This window comes from Pseudomonas sp. SIMBA_067 (genome assembly GCF_046534675.1).
Classification (GTDB): domain Bacteria; phylum Pseudomonadota; class Gammaproteobacteria; order Pseudomonadales; family Pseudomonadaceae; genus Aquipseudomonas; species Aquipseudomonas putida.
This window is the reverse complement of the sequence record NZ_JAWRYH010000008.1, coordinates 126,729-144,320: the sequence shown is the minus strand read 5'-3', so window position 1 is coordinate 144,320 and position 17,592 is coordinate 126,729. Positions and strand designations below refer to the sequence as shown.

15 protein-coding genes and 1 pseudogene are annotated in these 17,592 nt (G+C 60.5%); 9 read left to right on the top strand and 7 right to left on the bottom strand.

Annotated features, from left to right (window positions below):
• Nucleotides 1-20 precede the first annotated feature (20 nt).
• Entirely contained in the window at nt 21-1,061 is a 1,041-nt protein-coding gene (locus SB765_RS18515) for a threonine aldolase family protein (RefSeq protein ID WP_043202883.1), read from the bottom strand.
• 324 nt (nt 1,062-1,385) lie between these two features.
• Here SB765_RS18515 and SB765_RS18510 point away from each other — a divergent pair, with 324 nt between their 5' ends.
• The 7 genes from SB765_RS18510 to fdhA all read left to right on the top strand — a co-directional run bounded on the left by SB765_RS18510 (nt 1,386) and on the right by fdhA (nt 10,407).
• The gene (locus SB765_RS18510; RefSeq protein ID WP_341797344.1) at nt 1,386-2,639 is read left to right on the top strand and encodes a serine hydroxymethyltransferase; all 1,254 of its coding nucleotides are present in this window, start codon (nt 1,386-1,388) and stop codon (nt 2,637-2,639) included.
• A gap of 15 nt (nt 2,640-2,654) precedes the next feature.
• The gene (locus SB765_RS18505; protein WP_016484536.1) at nt 2,655-3,905 is read left to right on the top strand and encodes a sarcosine oxidase subunit beta family protein; all 1,251 of its coding nucleotides are present in this window, start codon (nt 2,655-2,657) and stop codon (nt 3,903-3,905) included.
• A gap of 14 nt (nt 3,906-3,919) precedes the next feature.
• Entirely contained in the window at nt 3,920-4,255 is a 336-nt protein-coding gene (locus tag SB765_RS18500; protein WP_016484537.1) for a sarcosine oxidase subunit delta, read from the top strand.
• Nucleotides 4,252-7,266, top strand: coding sequence for a sarcosine oxidase subunit alpha (locus SB765_RS18495; RefSeq protein ID WP_341797345.1), 3,015 nt, complete (start codon nt 4,252-4,254; stop codon nt 7,264-7,266). The genes SB765_RS18500 and SB765_RS18495 overlap by 4 nt, the downstream gene beginning before the upstream one ends.
• Nucleotides 7,267-7,435: 169 nt before the next feature.
• A complete protein-coding gene (locus SB765_RS18490) occupies nt 7,436-8,068 on the top strand; it encodes a sarcosine oxidase subunit gamma (protein WP_341797346.1) in 633 nt (210 codons plus the stop codon).
• Between the two features lie 11 nt (nt 8,069-8,079).
• On the top strand, nt 8,080-8,937 hold the full coding sequence (gene purU, locus SB765_RS18485) for a formyltetrahydrofolate deformylase (RefSeq protein WP_016714526.1): 858 nt from the start codon (nt 8,080-8,082) through the stop codon (nt 8,935-8,937).
• 270 nt (nt 8,938-9,207) lie between these two features.
• Nucleotides 9,208-10,407, top strand: a complete 1,200-nt coding sequence (gene fdhA / locus SB765_RS18480) for a formaldehyde dehydrogenase, glutathione-independent (RefSeq protein WP_016497631.1) — start codon at nt 9,208-9,210, stop codon at nt 10,405-10,407.
• A 202-nt stretch (nt 10,408-10,609) separates the two neighbouring features.
• On the opposite strand, the gene SB765_RS18475 is transcribed toward fdhA, so the two are convergent.
• A complete protein-coding gene (locus SB765_RS18475; RefSeq protein ID WP_410911130.1) occupies nt 10,610-11,533 on the bottom strand; it encodes an RHS repeat-associated core domain-containing protein in 924 nt (307 codons plus the stop codon).
• A gap of 193 nt (nt 11,534-11,726) precedes the next feature.
• Here SB765_RS18475 and SB765_RS18470 point away from each other — a divergent pair, with 193 nt between their 5' ends.
• Nucleotides 11,727-12,302, top strand: coding sequence for a DUF2780 domain-containing protein (locus SB765_RS18470; RefSeq protein ID WP_341797348.1), 576 nt, complete (start codon nt 11,727-11,729; stop codon nt 12,300-12,302).
• A 47-nt stretch (nt 12,303-12,349) separates the two neighbouring features.
• Here SB765_RS18470 and SB765_RS18465 read toward each other — a convergent pair.
• A pseudogene (locus tag SB765_RS18465) lies at nt 12,350-12,505 on the bottom strand (Putrescine importer PuuP); the annotation flags it as partial.
• Nucleotides 12,506-12,700: 195 nt separating this feature from the next.
• On the bottom strand, nt 12,701-13,483 hold the full coding sequence (locus SB765_RS18460) for an RHS repeat-associated core domain-containing protein (protein WP_341797349.1): 783 nt from the start codon (nt 13,481-13,483) through the stop codon (nt 12,701-12,703).
• 170 nt (nt 13,484-13,653) lie between these two features.
• On the opposite strand from SB765_RS18460, the gene SB765_RS18455 reads away from it, so the two are divergent.
• The gene (locus tag SB765_RS18455) at nt 13,654-14,229 is read left to right on the top strand and encodes a DUF2780 domain-containing protein (protein ID WP_341797350.1); all 576 of its coding nucleotides are present in this window, start codon (nt 13,654-13,656) and stop codon (nt 14,227-14,229) included.
• Nucleotides 14,230-14,304: 75 nt separating this feature from the next.
• On the opposite strand, the gene SB765_RS18450 is transcribed toward SB765_RS18455, so the two are convergent.
• The 3 genes from SB765_RS18450 to SB765_RS18440 form a co-directional block, all read right to left on the bottom strand.
• Nucleotides 14,305-15,000 (bottom strand): RHS repeat-associated core domain-containing protein, encoded by a 696-nt coding sequence (locus SB765_RS18450; protein WP_410911131.1) that lies wholly within the window; start codon nt 14,998-15,000, stop codon nt 14,305-14,307.
• An 89-nt stretch (nt 15,001-15,089) separates the two neighbouring features.
• Complete coding sequence (locus SB765_RS18445; protein ID WP_410931718.1) at nt 15,090-16,439, bottom strand: APC family permease; 1,350 nt, start codon at nt 16,437-16,439, stop codon at nt 15,090-15,092.
• Nucleotides 16,440-16,669: 230 nt separating this feature from the next.
• Nucleotides 16,670-17,557 carry an acyltransferase gene (locus SB765_RS18440; protein ID WP_341797352.1) on the bottom strand — a complete coding sequence of 296 codons (888 nt, stop codon included), beginning with the start codon at nt 17,555-17,557 and terminating at the stop codon, nt 16,670-16,672.
• Nucleotides 17,558-17,592 lie beyond the last annotated feature (35 nt).

Genomic DNA, 17,592 nt, shown 5'->3' with positions numbered 1-17,592 from the left:
TTGCCGGCGATTGGGACCTGTCAGGCGGTGATGATGCTGCGGATATCCGCCGCCAGCTCGCGCACCCGCTCTTCCTCGGTGTCCCAGGAACACATGAACCGCGCCCCGCCGCTGCCGATAAAGGTATAGAACCGCCAGCCCTTGCCGCGCAGCGCTTCAATCGCGTGCTCCGGCATTTGCAGGAACACCCCGTTGGCCTCCACCGGGAACATCAGTTCCACCCCCGGCAAGTCACTCACCAGCGACGCCAGCAACTGCGCGCAATGGTTGGCGTGGTTGCCATGGCGCAACCAGGCGCCGTCTTCCAGCAGGCCCACCCACGGCGCCGACAGGAAGCGCATTTTCGACGCCAGTTGCCCGGCCTGCTTGCAGCGGTAGTCGAAGTCCTCGGCCAGCTGGCGGTTGAAGAACAGGATCGCTTCACCCACGGCCATGCCGTTCTTGGTGCCGCCAAAGCACAACACGTCGACGCCGGCCTTCCAGGTCAGCTCGGCCGGGCTACAGCCCAGGAACGCGCAGGCATTGGTAAAGCGCGCGCCGTCCATGTGCAGGTTCAGGCCCAGCTCCTTGCAGGTGGCGCTGATGGCCTTGAGCTCATCGGGGCGGTACACCGTACCCACCTCGGTGGCCTGGGTGATGGTTACCACGCGCGGCTTTGGGTAGTGGATGTCCTGGCGCTTCAGTGCCACTTCGCGGATCGACTGCGGGGTCAACTTGCCGTTGACGCTGGCCGCCGTCAGCAGCTTGGAGCCGTTGGAGAAAAACTCCGGCGCGCCGCATTCGTCGGTTTCGACGTGGGCAGTCTCGGAACAGATCACGCTGTGGTAGCTCTGGCACAGCGAGGCCAGGGCCAGGGAGTTGGCGGCGGTACCGTTGAAGGCGAAAAACACCTCGCAGTCGGTTTCGAACAGGTTGCGGAAGTATTCCGAGGCGCGCTCGGTCCACTGATCGTCGCCATAGGCGCGGTCGTGGCCGTGGTTGGCCTTCTCCATCGCCGCCCAGGCTTCGGGGCAGATACCGGAATAGTTGTCGCTGGCGAATTGTTGGCTCTTATCTGTCATGACACGGTCCTGTGAACGACGCAGAACAGCACTCTAAACCATCGATTCAGCGGTTGCCTATACAACCCGTACAGCGATTTCTGTTCATTCTGTGCCGGCCTCTTCGCGGGCACGCCCGCTCCCACAATGGTCCTGCACACGCCAATCACTGTGGGAGCGGGCGCGCCCGCGAAGGGGCCAGCATGGGCGGCACAAAGAGAATGTCGTAAACGCGCCATTGCAAGGCGTGCGCAGGCATCTGACCCGACCCCGCCAGTCATACCATCGCCACAAAGGGTCACAGTGCCCCACGACAAAAAAACGATCGCTGCCGGGAGATACACGATGTTCAGCAAGCAAGACCAGATCCAGGGTTACGACGACGCACTGCTGGCGGCGATGAATGCCGAAGAACAGCGCCAGGAAGATCACATCGAGCTGATCGCTTCGGAGAACTACACCAGCAAGCGCGTCATGCAGGCCCAAGGCAGCGGCCTGACCAACAAGTACGCCGAGGGCTACCCAGGCAAGCGCTACTACGGTGGCTGCGAGCACGTGGACAAGGTAGAAGCCCTGGCCATCGAGCGCGCCAAGCAGCTGTTCGGTGCCGACTACGCCAACGTCCAGCCGCACTCCGGCTCGTCGGCCAACGGCGCCGTCTACCTGGCCCTGCTGCAAGCCGGTGACACCATCCTCGGCATGAGCCTGGCCCACGGTGGCCACCTGACCCACGGCGCAAAAGTGTCGTCCTCGGGCAAGCTGTACAACGCCGTGCAGTACGGCATCAACACCGACACCGGCCTGATCGACTACGACGAAGTCGAGCGCCTGGCGGTCGAGCACAAGCCGAAAATGATCGTTGCCGGTTTCTCGGCCTACTCCAAGATCCTCGACTTCCCACGCTTCCGCGCCATTGCCGACAAGGTCGGTGCGCTGCTGTTCGTCGACATGGCCCACGTAGCCGGCCTGGTTGCCGCTGGCCTGTACCCGAACCCGATCCCGTTCGCCGATGTGGTTACCACCACCACCCACAAGACCCTGCGCGGCCCTCGTGGCGGCCTGATCCTGGCCAAGTCGAACGAAGAGATCGAGAAGAAGCTGAACGCCGCTGTATTCCCGGGCGCCCAGGGCGGCCCGCTGATGCACGTGATTGCCGCCAAGGCCGTGTGCTTCAAGGAAGCGCTGGAGCCTGGCTTCAAGGCCTACCAGCAACAAGTGATCGAAAACGCCCAGGCCATGGCCCAGGTGTTCATCGACCGCGGCTACGACGTGGTGTCCGGTGGCACCGACAACCACCTGTTCCTGGTCAGCCTGATCCGCCAGGGCCTCACCGGCAAAGATGCCGACGCCGCCCTGGGCCGCGCGCACATCACCGTCAACAAGAACGCCGTGCCGAACGACCCACAGTCGCCGTTCGTCACCTCGGGCCTGCGCATCGGCACCCCGGCCGTCACCACCCGCGGCTTCAAGGTTGCGCAGTGCGTGGCCCTGGCCGGCTGGATCTGCGACATCCTCGACAACCTCGGTGACGCAGACGTCGAAGCCGATGTGGCGAAGAACGTCGCGGCGCTGTGCGCAGACTTCCCTGTTTACCGCTGAGTGGAGTAAACGACCATGCAACGCTACTCGGGCTTCGGCCTCTTCAAACACTCCCTCAGCCACCACGAAAACTGGCAGCGCATGTGGCGCACGCCAACCCCTAAAAAGGTTTACGACGTGGTTATCGTCGGCGGTGGCGGGCATGGCCTGGCCACGGCCTACTACCTGGCCAAAGAGCACGGCATCACCAACGTTGCCGTGATCGAGAAAGGTTACCTGGGCGGCGGCAACACCGCCCGTAACACCACCATCGTGCGCTCCAACTACCTGTGGGACGAGTCGGCGCAGCTGTACGAGCACGCCATGAAGCTGTGGGAAGGCCTGTCCCAGGACATCAACTACAACGTGATGTTCTCCCAGCGCGGCGTGTACAACCTGTGCCACACCCTGCAGGACATTCGTGACTCCGAGCGCCGCGTCAGCGCCAACCGCCTCAACGGTGTCGATGGCGAGCTGCTGAACACCGCCCAGGTCGCGGCCGAAATCCCGTACCTGGACTGCTCGAAGAACACCCGTTACCCGATCCTTGGCGCAACCGTTCAGCGCCGTGGTGGCGTAGCCCGCCACGACGCCGTGGCCTGGGGCTATGCCCGCGCTGCCGACGCCCTGGGCGTGGACCTGATCCAGCAGACCGAAGTGATCGGCTTCCGCAAGGAAAACGGCGCGGTCATTGGTGTGGAAACCAACAAAGGCTTCATCGGCGCCAAGCGCGTTGGCGTGGTCACCGCGGGTAACTCCGGGCACATGGCCAAGCTGGCCGGTTTCCGCCTGCCGCTGGAATCGCACCCGCTGCAAGCGCTGGTATCCGAGCCGATCAAGCCGATCATCGACAGCGTGATCATGTCCAACGCCGTGCACGGCTACATCAGCCAGTCCGACAAGGGCGACCTGGTAATCGGTGCTGGTATCGACGGCTGGGTCGGCTACGGCCAGCGCGGTTCGTACCCGGTGATCGAGCACACCCTGCAGGCCATCGTCGAGATGTTCCCCAACCTCTCGCGCGTGCGCATGAACCGCCAGTGGGGCGGCATCGTCGACACCTCGCCGGACGCCTGCCCGATCATCACCAAGACCCCGGTCAAGAACATGTTCTTCAACTGCGGTTGGGGTACTGGCGGCTTCAAGGCGACCCCGGGTTCGGGCAACGTCTTCGCCGCGAGCCTGGCCAAGGGCGAAATGCACCCACTGGCCGCGCCGTTCTCCATGGACCGTTTCTACAACGGCGCACTGATCGACGAACACGGCGCCGCCGCCGTCGCCCACTAACCGGAGACACCGTCATGTTGCATATTTTCTGTCCCCACTGCGGCGAGCTGCGCTCCGAAGAAGAGTTTCACGCCTCTGGCCAGGCGCACATCGCCCGCCCGCTGGACCCCGCCGCCTGCTCCGACGAGGAGTGGGGTACCTACATGTTCTACCGTGATAACCCACGCGGTATTCACCATGAACTGTGGGACCACGTTGCCGGTTGCCGCCAGTACTTCAACGTCACCCGCGACACCGTGACCTACGAAATTCTGGAAACCTACAAGATTGGCGAAAAGCCGCAAGTGACCGCCAACGGTAAAGCTGCGAACGCACCGTCGACCGTCAAAGGCCAAGGGGAAAAAGTATGAGCCAGACCTATCGCCTCGCCAGCGGCGGCCGCATCGACCGCAGCAAGGTCCTGAATTTCACTTTCAACGGCAAGACCTACCAGGGTTATGCCGGTGACAGCCTGGCCGCTGCGTTGCTGGCCAACGGCGTAGACATCGTCGGCCGCAGCTTCAAGTATTCGCGCCCACGCGGCATCATCGCTGCCGGTACCGAAGAACCGAACGCCATCCTGCAGATCGGTTCCAGCGAAGCCACCCAGATCCCGAACGTGCGCGCTACTCAACAAGCGCTGTATGCAGGCCTTGTCGCCACCAGCACCAACGGCTGGCCGAACGTCAACAATGACGTGATGGGCATCCTCGGCAAGGTGGGCGGCAGCATGATGCCGCCGGGCTTCTACTACAAAACCTTCATGTACCCGAAATCGTTCTGGATGACGTACGAGAAGTACATCCGCAAAGCTGCAGGCCTTGGCCGTGCACCGCTGCAGAACGACCCGGACAGCTACGACTACATGAACCAGCACTGCGATGTGCTGATTGTCGGCGCCGGCCCTGCTGGCCTGGCCGCTGCACTGGCTGCTGCGCGCAGCGGCGCACGGGTGATCCTGGCTGACGAGCAGGAAGAGTTTGGCGGCAGCCTGCTCGACAGCCGCGAAACCCTCGACGGCAAGCCTGCCGCCGACTGGGTCAATGCCGTGGTCAAAGAGCTGGAAGGCCTGCCGGACGTGACCCTGCTGCCACGTGCCACGGTCAACGGCTACCACGACCATAACTTCCTGACCATTCATGAGCGCCTTACCGACCACCTCGGCGACCGCGCCCCGATCGGCCAGGTACGTCACCGTGTGCACCGTGTACGCGCCAAGCGCGTGGTACTGGCGCCCGGCGCCCACGAGCGGCCGCTGGTGTACGGCAACAACGACGTACCGGGCAACATGCTGGCCGGTGCCGTTTCCACCTACGTTCGCCGCTACGGCGTGGCACCGGGCCGCAAGCTGGTGCTGTCGACCAACAACGATCACGCCTACCGCGCCGCGCTGGACTGGCACGACGCTGGCCTGCAAGTGGTCGCCATCGCCGACGCCCGCCACAACCCACGTGGCTCGCTGGTTGAAGAAGCGCGTGCCAAAGGCATCCGCATCCTCACCTCCAGCGCCGTGGTCGAGGCCAAAGGCAGCAAGCATGTCACCGGCGCCCGCGTGGCGGCCATCGATGTGCAGGCGCACAAAGTCACCAGCCCAGGCGAAACCCTTGAGTGCGACCTGATCGCAACCTCCGGTGGCTACAGCCCGATCGTGCACCTGGCTTCGCACCTGGGCGGTCGCCCAGTGTGGCGTGACGACATCCTCGGCTTCGTACCGGGCGATGCGCCGCAGAAACGCGAGTGCGTGGGCGGTATCAATGGCGTCTACGCCCTCGGTGACGTGATTGCCGATGGCTTCGAAGGCGGCGTTCGCGCAGCCACCGAGGCGGGCTTCAAGGCCTCTGTCGGCACCCTGCCAAAAACCGTGGCGCGCAAGGAAGAGGCCACCGTGGCACTGTTCCAGGTGCCGCACGACAAAGGCACCAAGGGGCCGAAGCAGTTCGTCGACCAGCAGAACGACGTGACCGCCGCAGGTATCGAGCTGGCCACCCGTGAAGGCTTCGAGTCGGTCGAGCACGTAAAACGCTACACCGCGCTGGGTTTCGGTACCGATCAGGGCAAACTGGGCAACATCAACGGCCTGGCCATCGCCGCCCGTTCGATCGGCATCACCATCCCGGAAATGGGCACCACCATGTTCCGCCCCAACTACACGCCGGTGACGTTCGGCGCGGTAGCGGGCCGTCACTGTGGCCACCTGTTCGAGCCCGTACGCTTCACCGCCCTGCATGCCTGGCACGTGAAGAACGGCGCCGAGTTCGAAGACGTTGGCCAGTGGAAGCGCCCTTGGTACTTCCCCAAAGCCGGTGAAGACATCCATGCCGCCGTGGCCCGCGAGTGCAAGGCCGTGCGCGACAGCGTGGGCCTGCTGGACGCCTCGACCCTGGGCAAGATCGACATCCAGGGCCCGGACGCGCGTGAGTTCCTCAACCGCATCTATACCAATGCCTGGACCAAGCTGGACGTGGGTAAGGCCCGCTACGGCCTGATGTGCAAGGAAGACGGCATGGTCTTCGACGACGGCGTAACCGCCTGCGTCGGCGACAACCACTTCATCATGACCACCACCACCGGCGGCGCCGCCCGTGTGCTGCAGTGGATGGAGCTGTACCACCAGACCGAATGGCCAGAGCTGAAGGTGTACTTCACCTCGGTTACCGACCACTGGGCCACCATGACCCTGTCCGGCCCTAACAGCCGCAAGCTGCTGAGTGAGCTGACCGACATCGACATGGACAAGGAAGCCTTCCCGTTCATGACCTGGAAGGAAGGCAACGTCGGTGGCGTGCCGGCCCGTGTGTTCCGTATCTCGTTCACCGGCGAGCTGTCGTACGAAGTGAACGTGCAGGCCAACTACGCCATGGGCGTGCTGGAACAGATCATCGAGGCGGGCAAGAAGTACAACCTGACCCCGTACGGCACCGAGACCATGCACGTACTGCGTGCCGAGAAGGGCTTCATCATCGTGGGCCAGGACACCGATGGTTCGATGAACCCGGACGACCTGAACATGAGCTGGTGCGTTGGCCGCAACAAGCCGTTCTCGTGGATCGGCCTGCGTGGCATGAACCGCGAAGACTGCGTACGTGAGAACCGCAAGCAGCTGGTGGGCCTGAAGCCGGTCGACCCGACCAAGTGGCTGCCGGAAGGCGCCCAGCTGGTGTTCGACCCGAAACAGCCGATTCCGATGGACATGGTCGGCCACGTCACCTCCAGCTACGCGTCCAACTCCCTGGGCTACTCGTTCGCCATGGGTGTGGTCAAAGGCGGCCTCAAGCGCATGGGCGAGCGTGTCTACTCGCCGCAGGCAGATGGCAGCGTGATCGAGGCGGAAATCGTGTCTTCGGTGTTCTTCGATCCGAAGGGTGAGCGGCAGAACGTCTAAGGCCCCGGTCCAACCGGTGTCAGGCGTGGAATGAGGTCTCTGTGGGAGCGGGCGTGCCCGCGAAGAGGGCGGTGAATTCAACATCGCATTCGCGGGCATGCCCGCTCCCACAGGATGGCCGCCTCCCGCAGGCATCGTGGTCGAATCCAGAATTCAAGGCAGGTAAGAAATGAGCGCTATCAACGTCTTCCAGCAAAACCCCGGCGCCGAGGCCAAAGCCCAGTCGCCACTGCACCATGCCGACCTGGCCAGCCTGGTAGGCAAAGGCCGCAAGAACGCAGGCGTGACCCTGCGTGAACGCAAGTTCCTCGGCCACCTCACCCTGCGCGGTGATGGCCACAACCCGGAATTCGCCGCCGGCGTGCACAAGGCCCTGGGCCTTGAGCTGCCAGTGGCCCTGACCGTGGTTGCCCACAACGAAATGTCGCTGCAATGGGTCGGCCCCGACGAGTGGCTGCTGATCGTGCCCGGCGGCCAGGAACTGGCGGTCGAGCAAAAGCTGCGTGCAGCCCTTGAAGGCCAGCACATCCAGGTGGTCAACGTCAGCGGCGGGCAAAGCCTGCTGGAACTGCGCGGCCCGAACGTGCGCGAAGTGCTGATGAAATCCACCAGCTATGATGTTCACCCGAACAACTTCCCGGTGGGCAAGGCCGTGGGCACCGTGTTCGCCAAGTCGCAACTGGTGATCCGCCGTACCGCCGAAGACACTTGGGAGCTGGTGATTCGCCGCAGCTTCGCCGATTACTGGTGGCTGTGGCTGCAGGACGCTTCTGCCGAATACGGCCTGAGCATCGAAGCCTAAGGAGCAAGAACATGAGTCGGGCACCGGATACCTGGATTCTCACCGCCGACTGCCCGAGCATGCTCGGCACCGTCGACGTGGTGACGCGTTACCTCTTCGAGCAGCGCTGCTACGTGACGGAGCACCACTCCTTCGATGACCGGCAGTCGGGGCGCTTCTTCATTCGCGTCGAGTTCCGTCAGCCGGACGATTTCGACGAGGCGGGCTTCCGGGCCGGCCTCGCCGAGCGCAGCGAAGCGTTCGGCATGGCCTTCGAGCTGACCGCGCCCAACCACCGCCCCAAGGTGGTGATCATGGTGTCCAAGGCTGACCATTGCCTGAATGACCTGCTGTATCGTCAGCGGATTGGGCAACTGGGCATGGACGTGGTCGCGGTGGTGTCCAACCACCCTGATCTCGAACCGCTGGCGCAGTGGCACAAGATCCCTTACTACCACTTCGCCCTCGACCCCAAGGACAAGCCTGGGCAAGAACGCAAGGTGCTGCAGGTGATCGAGGAAACCGGCGCCGAGCTGGTGATCCTCGCGCGCTATATGCAGGTACTGTCGCCCGAGCTTTGCCGCCGTCTGGATGGTTGGGCGATCAATATTCACCACTCGCTGTTGCCAGGGTTCAAGGGCGCCAAGCCTTACCACCAGGCCTACAACAAGGGCGTGAAGATGGTCGGTGCCACGGCGCACTACATCAACAACGACCTGGACGAGGGGCCGATCATTGCCCAGGGTGTCGAGGTGGTGGATCACAGTCACTATCCCGAAGACCTGATTGCCAAGGGGCGGGATATCGAATGCCTGACCCTGGCGCGTGCGGTGGGGTATCACATCGAGCGGCGGGTGTTCCTCAACGCCAACCGCACGGTCGTGCTCTGACATCCTGTACCGGCCTCTTCGCGGGACAAGCCCGCTCCCACAGGTTCATCGCCATGTTCGAAAGAGCGGTGAGCCTGTGGGAGCGGGCTTGCCCGCGAATGGCCTCACACCTTTGTACCTGCCGCTAAAAGACATCCCCCTGTCGTTTCCAGTCAGTGCAGCCCGGCCTATCAGGCCCACAATTCCCTGCATTCCAGTAACACAAGCCGCCCATGGATGGCGGCGCGTTCAACCACCGCTGCATAAATAAAAATCAAGCGAGGTAAGAGCATGTCTGGCAATCGTGGAGTGGTATATCTCGGCGCCGGCAAGGTCGAAGTGCAACACATCGACTACCCGAAAATGCAGGACCCGCGTGGCAAGAAGATCGAGCACGGCGTCATCCTGAAGGTGGTCTCCACCAACATCTGCGGTTCTGACCAGCACATGGTCCGTGGCCGCACCACTGCCCAGGTCGGCCTGGTCCTGGGCCACGAAATCACCGGTGAAATCGTCGAGATCGGGCGTGACGTCGAACGCCTGAAAATCGGTGACCTGGTGTCGGTGCCGTTCAACGTTGCCTGCGGCCGCTGCCGCTCCTGCAAAGAGATGCACACCGGCGTCTGCCTCACCGTCAACCCGGCTCGCGCCGGTGGTGCCTACGGCTACGTCGACATGGGCGACTGGACCGGCGGCCAGGCTGAGTACGTGCTGGTGCCATACGCCGACTTCAACCTGCTGAAACTGCCGGACCGCGACAAGGCCATGGAAAAGATCCGTGACCTTACCTGCCTGTCCGACATCCTGCCCACCGGCTACCACGGTGCCGTGACGGCTGGCGTAGGCCCAGGCAGCACCGTTTACGTTGCGGGCGCTGGCCCTGTCGGCCTGGCCGCTGCTGCCTCGGCCCGCCTGCTGGGCGCCGCCTGCGTCATCGTCGGTGACCTGAACCCGGCCCGCCTGGCCCACGCCAAGTCGCAAGGCTTCGAAGTGGTCGACCTGTCCAAGGACACCCCGCTGCACGAGCAGATCATCGACATCCTCGGTGAGCCGGAAGTGGACTGCGCCGTCGACGCCGTCGGCTTCGAGGCCCGTGGGCATGGCCACGAAGGTGCCAAGCACGAGGCCCCTGCCACCGTGCTGAACTCGCTGATGCAAGTGACCCGCGTGGCCGGCAACATCGGTATCCCGGGCCTGTACGTGACCGAAGACCCGGGCGCGGTGGATGCCGCTGCCAAGATCGGCGCGCTGAGCATCCGCTTTGGCCTGGGCTGGGCGAAATCGCACAGCTTCCACACCGGCCAGACCCCGACCATGAAATACAACCGCCAGCTGATGCAGGCGATCATGTGGGACCGCATCAACATTGCTGAAGTGGTGGGTGTGCAGGTGATCAACCTGGATCAGGCGCCGGAAGGGTATGGCGAGTTTGATGCCGGTGTGCCTAAGAAGTTTGTGATCGACCCGCACAAAATGTGGGGCGCGGCGTAATCAGCGTCGAGTAAAAAGAGCCCCTCGCATTGAGGGGCTTTTTGTCCATTCTGATAAGGCATCTCGGCCGGAGGTGCTTGTCACAAAATTTTCATCGCTTTGAGATCGAGCGCCGCCCGCACATACCCCATCAGTTCCGAAGCCTGGAGAGTGGCGGTGGAGCGAAGAGCCACTGCGCAGTCATTTTCATGCAGACAGTTAATTACTTCGATTGTGGCCGGCGCGTCTCATTATTTGCGTCGATTGCCCCGAATTGGTAGTTTCTGTCGTCATTAGGATCGTCATATTTTTTTTGCGTGTAGAACATGTTTCTTCTATCGGTGTTCCCGCTCGTTGGGCGGTTAGTATCAGGGGTTGAATTTGTTATAGCTTGTTGGGCATGGTAATGTTCGGAGAAAATGTATGCATGATCTTTACTTTCTACGTATCTATTTATGCCGCGTGCCTTTCTTAAACCCCTGTCAAGCGTTTTTTGGAGGGTTTTTCTAGCGGCCTCAATTCTTGGGGCGACTGTTTTTCCTCCGTATTCTCTTTTGTTGACTAAATTATTGAGTTTGGCGGTTTGCTCTTTCAGTTTTGCATTAATAACCGTCATGCTTTCCAAGCGCTGCTCCAATTTTGCTTGGTTACTACGAAACCACGTTCTAGGCTTGAGAATGCTCCACATCCCCGTTTCATCTTTCCGATTGACTGGGTCATTCACACAGTACGCGAAAGCATTGACCCCGCCTCGGGCGAATGGGCTTTCAGCATTGTCCGGTCCGATGAACCGTCTCATCTCGGTGCTAAAGCCACGGTGTCCTTGGCCTAGGAGATAAAGGTGCATGTTGTCCAATATGAACTCGCCGTTGAATCCCATCGCTGTGGATCCTGATGGCAGTTTGTCGTTGTATCCAAAGGGGGTGTAGTTGTGATTGTTTTGCTTTCCGTCAGGCGTGCTCACGACAAGCACTGAGTCCATCTCATCCGTTGCGAAAAGCTGGGAGCTTCTTGCTTCTTTGCCAGCGGACTCAGCAAGAGGGAGCGTTCCAATCCGCAGGAATGAACGCTTCTGATCGTTTCCAATGACAGTGGTCAGTTTGCTGGTCTGGTAGAAATATTTGGGGGTATCAGGACTGTTTTTCACCGACGTGCTCCCGTTGTCTGCAGTTGGCCCCGGAAATGTATGGCGTGGGCTCTACGATTATCTGGGGTGTCTTGAGCAATTGACTACTGGCAGAAATGTCAGGTGTGCGCCTTTTGGGGCTCGGAACAATCCCTCAGATTTCCAGTCAAACCCTTCGTTTTCGAGGCCATCCCGGCCGACGAGGTCCCTTCCGATGAAAGCACTCACCTTGGCAACCCTGATGACCCTGGCCGCCAGCCCGGTGTTCGCCTTCAACCTCAGCGACGCCGCCAATGCCGTGTCCGCCATGCAGACCCAGAACCAGCAAGGCCAGGTGCAAGCGCCCGAGGCCCAGGCCAACCTGCTCAATACCTTGGGCAGCGAATTGAAGATCACCCCCGAACAGGCCGTGGGCGGAGCTGGGGCTATGTTGGGGCTGGCGCGCAACAACCTGAGCAGCGATGACTACGGCCAACTGACCAAGGCAGTGCCGGGGCTGGACCTGCTGGCCGGTGCGAATGCGCTGGGGGGCTTGAGCGGCTTAGGCGATTTGCTGGGTAAGAACAGCGAAAATCAGTCGGCATTGAGCAATGCGCTGGGCAACAACGTGGAAAACCGCAGCGACCTGGACAGTGCGTTCAAGGCGTTGGGGATGGACACCGGGATGATCGGGCAGTTCGCCCCGTTGATTCTGCAGTACCTGGGGCAGCAGGGGATTGCTGGTTCGCTATTGCAAAACCTGGGGAGCTTGTGGACTGCCCCAGCGCCCTTGACCCAGCCTTCGGTCTAGTGGGTTTTAGGGGCAGTGTGGGTATCACAGCCGTTGAAGGCTGGCGCCCCCTTGAGGTTACGCTGAGCACCATTATCCAACAGATGCGTCTTCACCACCGCTTGGTTCACCGCCGGAAATGGCACCAGCGCCCCAAAGCTTATCAACGATGCCAAGTTGGCTAGGTCAATTACCAACGCCAGCAGCGAGAACGCAGACATCAGCGCTGAAGTGGTGGGCGGCTTTTTTTGGGGGAGTTGTTCCCCCTGGCAGATTTGGCGCTCGATTCAACAGGCTTCGAACCTGTCAAAGCGAGCACTTAGCGCCTCAACTCAGCATCATCCATCAGTGCTTGTTCCAAGCGCAGATGGATGATGTGAAGCGCGGAGCAAGCGCTGCGCAGCGCATACTTCCCGCCCCTAGTAAGGCGGGGTGACGGTTCTCATGTCGTAAGAGTTGGGGATGCTCAGATCCACGCCATCGCGAATCAGGCGGAGTAATTCTGGACTGAGTGGCACCTTGATCTTTGGCCGGAATAAATTTTGCTCTGTCATTGCCTGAATCACGCCTGCATATCGTTCGGTTATCTTTGTATTCAGTGCTTCCACCAACCGATGGTGGCGATTTTCCAACGAGATGAATCGTTTGGTAGCAGCTGCACCGGTTTCGTCGGGGCTACTCAGCATCAGACGTTTAGCATTGTTCAGTTCGGCTTTTGAAATCCTGGTCCGATATCGAAGTTCGGCATAAGTCATCGTATTCAAACGTGTTGTACTAAAATTCTTGCCAGCGAGACGTGGGAGGGGCTGGGGCAATGTTGGTTCTGGACCACGCTTGGGTAATTGAATAAGCGGCGTAGGGGTGGGCTTCTGGATGTAATGATTGTGGAGGTAAGAGCGTCCAGTTGGGTCGGTGCGGTTCACCGGGTCGCCTGCGCAGTAGGCGTAGGTGTTGATCCCTCCGTCGCCAAACGGGCTCAAACTGTCAGGCGAAAGGAAGCGCATCAACTCGGTGCCGTAACTTCTGTGACCGGAACCCAGCATATATAACAATGTTAGGGCTTGCGCGTATTCGCCATTGAACCCGAGCATCTTTTTTACTGAATGGAGCGATACTGTAAAACCATAGGGAGAGTAAGCATGTACGCCGCATTTGTTCATGTTGTTGTACTCGCTATCAGAGGGCGTGTCTTTTTCGCCCATTTGTCTTGACCTCTTCAAGTATCTAAATGATCTGAGCATGCCGCTACTGGCAAAAATAACAGGTTGGTGCCACTGCTTGATAGTCTCGACAACCGGCTCGGAACAAACCCCGGAACGCCGAGTTAAAAGCCTCGTTTCCGCGGCCATCCAGGCCCACGAGGTCTCTCCCGATGAAAGCATTCACCCTGGCAACCCTGATGACTCTGGCCGCAAGCCCGGTGTTCGCCTTCTACCTCAGCGACGCTGCCAACGCCGTGTCCGCCATGCAAGCTCAGAAGCAGCAGGGCCAAGTACAGGCACCTGAGGCACAGGCCAATCTGATGAACACCTTGGACAGCGAATTGAAGATCACCCCCGAACAGGCCGTGGGCGGAGCTGGGGCGATGTTGGGGCTGGCGCGCAACAACCTTAGCAGCGATGACTATGGGCAACTGACCAAGGCAGTGCCAGGGCTGGACCTGCTGGCCGGAGCCAATGCGCTGGGTGGCTTGAGCGGCTTGGGCGACTTGCTGGGCAAGAACAGCGAAAGCGAGTCGGCCTTGAGCAACGCGCTGGGCAACAACGTGGAAAACCGCAGCGACCTGGACGGTGCGTTCAAGGCGCTGGGGATGGATACCGGGATGATCGGGCAGTTTGCGCCACTGATTCTGCAGTATTTGGGGCAGCAGGGGATTGCTGGGTCATTGTTGCCGAACCTGAGTAGCCTGTGGACCGCGCCGGCATCTACACCAGCCCCTTCGGTGTAAAAATAGGGGGCACTGAAACGTATTCATATTCAGCGCTTAGGCGCGAGATCAGTGCCCTTTGCTTTAGTCTCATGTTTAAATTGAGCGGGTTTTACCGATCTCCTTTCTGAGTTGATCAAATCGTAGTTTCGTATTTTCAAGAATTCCAAATCTTTCTTGATCTGCTACGTCAATCTTAATTCCATTGGACGCGCGCATTTCGATTTTTTTGCGGAGGTCAGCGAACTCATTTAGCAATGGCTCATTTTTCATGAGCTCTCTTTCGTAATATTTTATGAGTTCTGCCCGGTATCGAAACTGGTCAGGTCTAGTCAGCTCTGCTTCATCTGGATAGGTTATGCGGGAGGGTAGATTACTGAATCGTGTTATTTTTTTGGTCGCTGTGACTGGCGTGGTCAGAGTGTCCGGTATTACCTTGGTCCCCACAGTAGGAGAAGCGGGTCGATCAAAAATCGATACCAGGCGTTTTAACGCTTCCTTGGAACTTAGCCATATGCTCGCCCCTCGCATATGGCCTGTGGGGTCTTGATAATTGACCGGGTCACCTTCGCAAAAAGCGTAAGCGTTGAGCCCGCCCTGCTCAAACGGGCTGAGGTGGTCCGGAGCATGGAAGCGCATCAGAACAGGACTATAACTGCGGTAGCCTTGGCCCAACGCATAGGCGCGGGCGGCAAGATCATATCGCTCACCGTTAAAGCCAAGCACAGGGTTCTGGTTTGTGTGGTTATTACTCTGCCCATATGGGCAATACGTAAACACTGCTACTGACATAGGGCTGGCCTCGCAAGACGGTCTGCCTCAGTCTTGATGTTTGCAAGGCCATGCACAACTAGCAGAATTATCAGTACCCGTCTTTGAGGTCAGCCGGCTTCGGAGAAATCCACCATACGCACTGGGCGGCGGAAGCCGGCAGTCAGTGTTGCCAGATAGACCAACCCCAGGGCAAACCAGCACAACCCGATCACCAGCGTCACCGCCGACAGGCTGGTCCACAGCCACAAGGTCAGCCCCAACCCCACCAGCGGCACCACCCCATAGCTCAACAGCCCCTTGGCATTACGCTGGCTTGCATCGTCCATCAGATGCGTCTTCACCACCGCCAGGTTCACCGCCGAGAACGCCACCAGCGCGCCGAAGCTGATCAGCGAGGCGAGGGTAGCCAGGTCGATCACCAGCGCCAGCAGCGAGAAGGCTGACACCAGCAAGATAGCGAACACTGGCGTACCAAAGCGCGGCGACAGGTAGCCGAAGCTACGGCGTGGCAGCACGTTGTCGCGGCCCATGGTGAACAGGATGCGCGACACCGCCGCCTGCGAGGCCAGCGCCGAACCCAGGCTGCCCGCAACATAAGCGGCGGTGAAGAAGTTGGTCAGGAACTGCCCGCCAGCCTTGAACATCACTTCGTTGGCCGCTGCATCGGCATTGGCGAAGCTGCTGCCTGGCAGCACCAGCTGGCTGACGTAAGCCAGCAGGGTGAACAGCAAGCCGGCAAACAGGGTGGTGAGGATGATCGCCCGTGGCACGTCGCGGCGTGCGTCGCGGCATTCTTCGGCCAGGGTCGACACAGCGTCGAAGCCCAGGAACGACAAGCACAGCACCGCCGCGCCAGCCATCAGGTGGCCGAAGCCCGGTTTGCTGCCATCACCGATTAGCGGCGATAGCAGGTCGAGCGGCTGGCCGGCCAGCGTTTGGCAGGACAGCGCGACAAACACACCGATAAACACGATCTGCGCGCCGACGATCAGGTTGCTGGTCTTGGCCACCGAGTTGATGCCGACCACGTTCAGCACTGTCACCAGGGCGATGCAGGCGAGCACGAAGGCCCAGGCGGGCACTGCCGGGAACGCGATGTTGAGGAACAGGCCGATCAGCAGGTAGTTGATCATCGGCAGGAACAGGTAGTCGAGCAGCAGCGACCAGCCGGCAAGGAAGCCGATAGTGGGGCCGAAGGCCATGTTGGTGTAGGAATACGCCGAGCCCGCCACCGGGAAGCGTTTGACCATGAAGCTGTAGGACGCAGCGGTGAACAGCATGGCCACCAGGGTGACCAGGTAGGCGCCGGCGGTGCGGCCACCGGTGAGTTCGGTGACGATGCCGTAGGTGGTGAAGATGGTCAGTGGGACCATGTAGACCAGGCCGAAGAACACCAGGGCGGGCAGGCCGAGGACACGGCGGAGTTGGGCGGGGGCGGAGCTAGGTTGGTTGGCCATTGATCGATCCAGGCTTTTTGTAATTGTGCTTTGATCGATTTTTATCCACTTAGGTGGGGTGTGACAAAGAAGTAATCCTTATGTCGATTATTAGCCTGGGTTTTAATCGGGCTTTGCAGTGGGTTCACCGGCCCTATCGCCGGCAAGCCAGGTCCCACAGAATGCCCGCATTGGCCAATGCTGTGCAGTCCCTGTGGGCGCTGGCTTGCCGGCGATAGGGCCAGTCCAGATCAGCCCAGCTCTCCCCGCAGCGCCTCGATCCGCTGGTCCTTCGCCGCCCACAGCTGGTTCACCCAGGCCTGTACGGTCTGCCGGAACTCGGGGTCATTCTCGTAATCGCCCGCCCACAATGCCGGGTCCAGCTCTCGCACTTGAATGTCGATAATCACCCGGCTAATGCTGCCATTGAGCAACGCCCAGAACCCCGGTGCCTGGTTGCCGGGGTACACGATGGTCACATCCAGCAGGGCATCCAGTTGCTCGCCCAATGCCGCGAGCACAAACGCCACACCACCCGCCTTGGGCTTGAGCAGGTAGCGATACGGCGACTGCTGTTCCTGGCGCTTGGTTTCGGTAAACCGGGTGCCCTCCAGGTAGTTCACCACGGTCACTGGCTGACGCTTGAACAGCTCGCAGGCCGCCTTGGTGATCTCCAGGTCCTTGCCCTTGAGCTCGGGGTGCTTTTCCAGAAACGCCTTGCTGTAGCGCTTCATGAACGGGTAATCCAGCCCCCACCAGGCAAGGCCCAGCAGCGGAACCCAGATCAATTCCTTCTTGAGGAAGAACTTGAAGAACGGCGTGCGGCGGTTGAGGCTTTCGATCAACGCCGGGATATCGACCCAGGTCTGGTGGTTGCTTACCGCAAGATAGGAGGTGTCCTTACGCAGGTTCTCTACGCCGCGGATGTCCCAGTTTGTAGGAATGCACAGGGCGAAGATGGCCTTGTCGATTTCCGACCAGGTTTCGGCCACCCACATCACTGCCCACGAGGCATAGTCGCGGCCACGGCCCGGCAGCACCAGCTTGAGCAGGGCAAAGACCAGCAGCGGGCAGATCAACACAACTGTATTGAGCAGCAGCAGAGTGGTAGTAAGAATGCCGGTCAGCAGGCGACGCATAAAGAGACTCTTGTTGTGGGAAATAAACGGCTGGC

Coding starts and splice junctions, on each gene's coding strand:
- SB765_RS18505 (WP_016484536.1), top strand. CDS start 2,655: ATGCAACGCTACTCGGGCTTCGGCCTCTTCAAACACTCCCTCAGCCAC.
- SB765_RS18455 (WP_341797350.1), top strand. CDS start 13,654: ATGAAAGCATTCACCCTGGCAACCCTGATGACTCTGGCCGCAAGCCCG.
- SB765_RS18445 (WP_410931718.1), bottom strand. CDS start 16,439: ATGGCCAACCAACCTAGCTCCGCCCCCGCCCAACTCCGCCGTGTCCTC.
- SB765_RS18495 (WP_341797345.1), top strand. CDS start 4,252: ATGAGCCAGACCTATCGCCTCGCCAGCGGCGGCCGCATCGACCGCAGC.
- SB765_RS18440 (WP_341797352.1), bottom strand. CDS start 17,557: ATGCGTCGCCTGCTGACCGGCATTCTTACTACCACTCTGCTGCTGCTC.
- SB765_RS18500 (WP_016484537.1), top strand. CDS start 3,920: ATGTTGCATATTTTCTGTCCCCACTGCGGCGAGCTGCGCTCCGAAGAA.
- SB765_RS18515 (WP_043202883.1), bottom strand. CDS start 1,061: ATGACAGATAAGAGCCAACAATTCGCCAGCGACAACTATTCCGGTATC.
- fdhA (WP_016497631.1), top strand. CDS start 9,208: ATGTCTGGCAATCGTGGAGTGGTATATCTCGGCGCCGGCAAGGTCGAA.
- SB765_RS18450 (WP_410911131.1), bottom strand. CDS start 15,000: ATGTCAGTAGCAGTGTTTACGTATTGCCCATATGGGCAGAGTAATAAC.
- SB765_RS18460 (WP_341797349.1), bottom strand. CDS start 13,483: ATGGGCGAAAAAGACACGCCCTCTGATAGCGAGTACAACAACATGAAC.
- SB765_RS18470 (WP_341797348.1), top strand. CDS start 11,727: ATGAAAGCACTCACCTTGGCAACCCTGATGACCCTGGCCGCCAGCCCG.
- SB765_RS18510 (WP_341797344.1), top strand. CDS start 1,386: ATGTTCAGCAAGCAAGACCAGATCCAGGGTTACGACGACGCACTGCTG.
- purU (WP_016714526.1), top strand. CDS start 8,080: ATGAGTCGGGCACCGGATACCTGGATTCTCACCGCCGACTGCCCGAGC.
- SB765_RS18490 (WP_341797346.1), top strand. CDS start 7,436: ATGAGCGCTATCAACGTCTTCCAGCAAAACCCCGGCGCCGAGGCCAAA.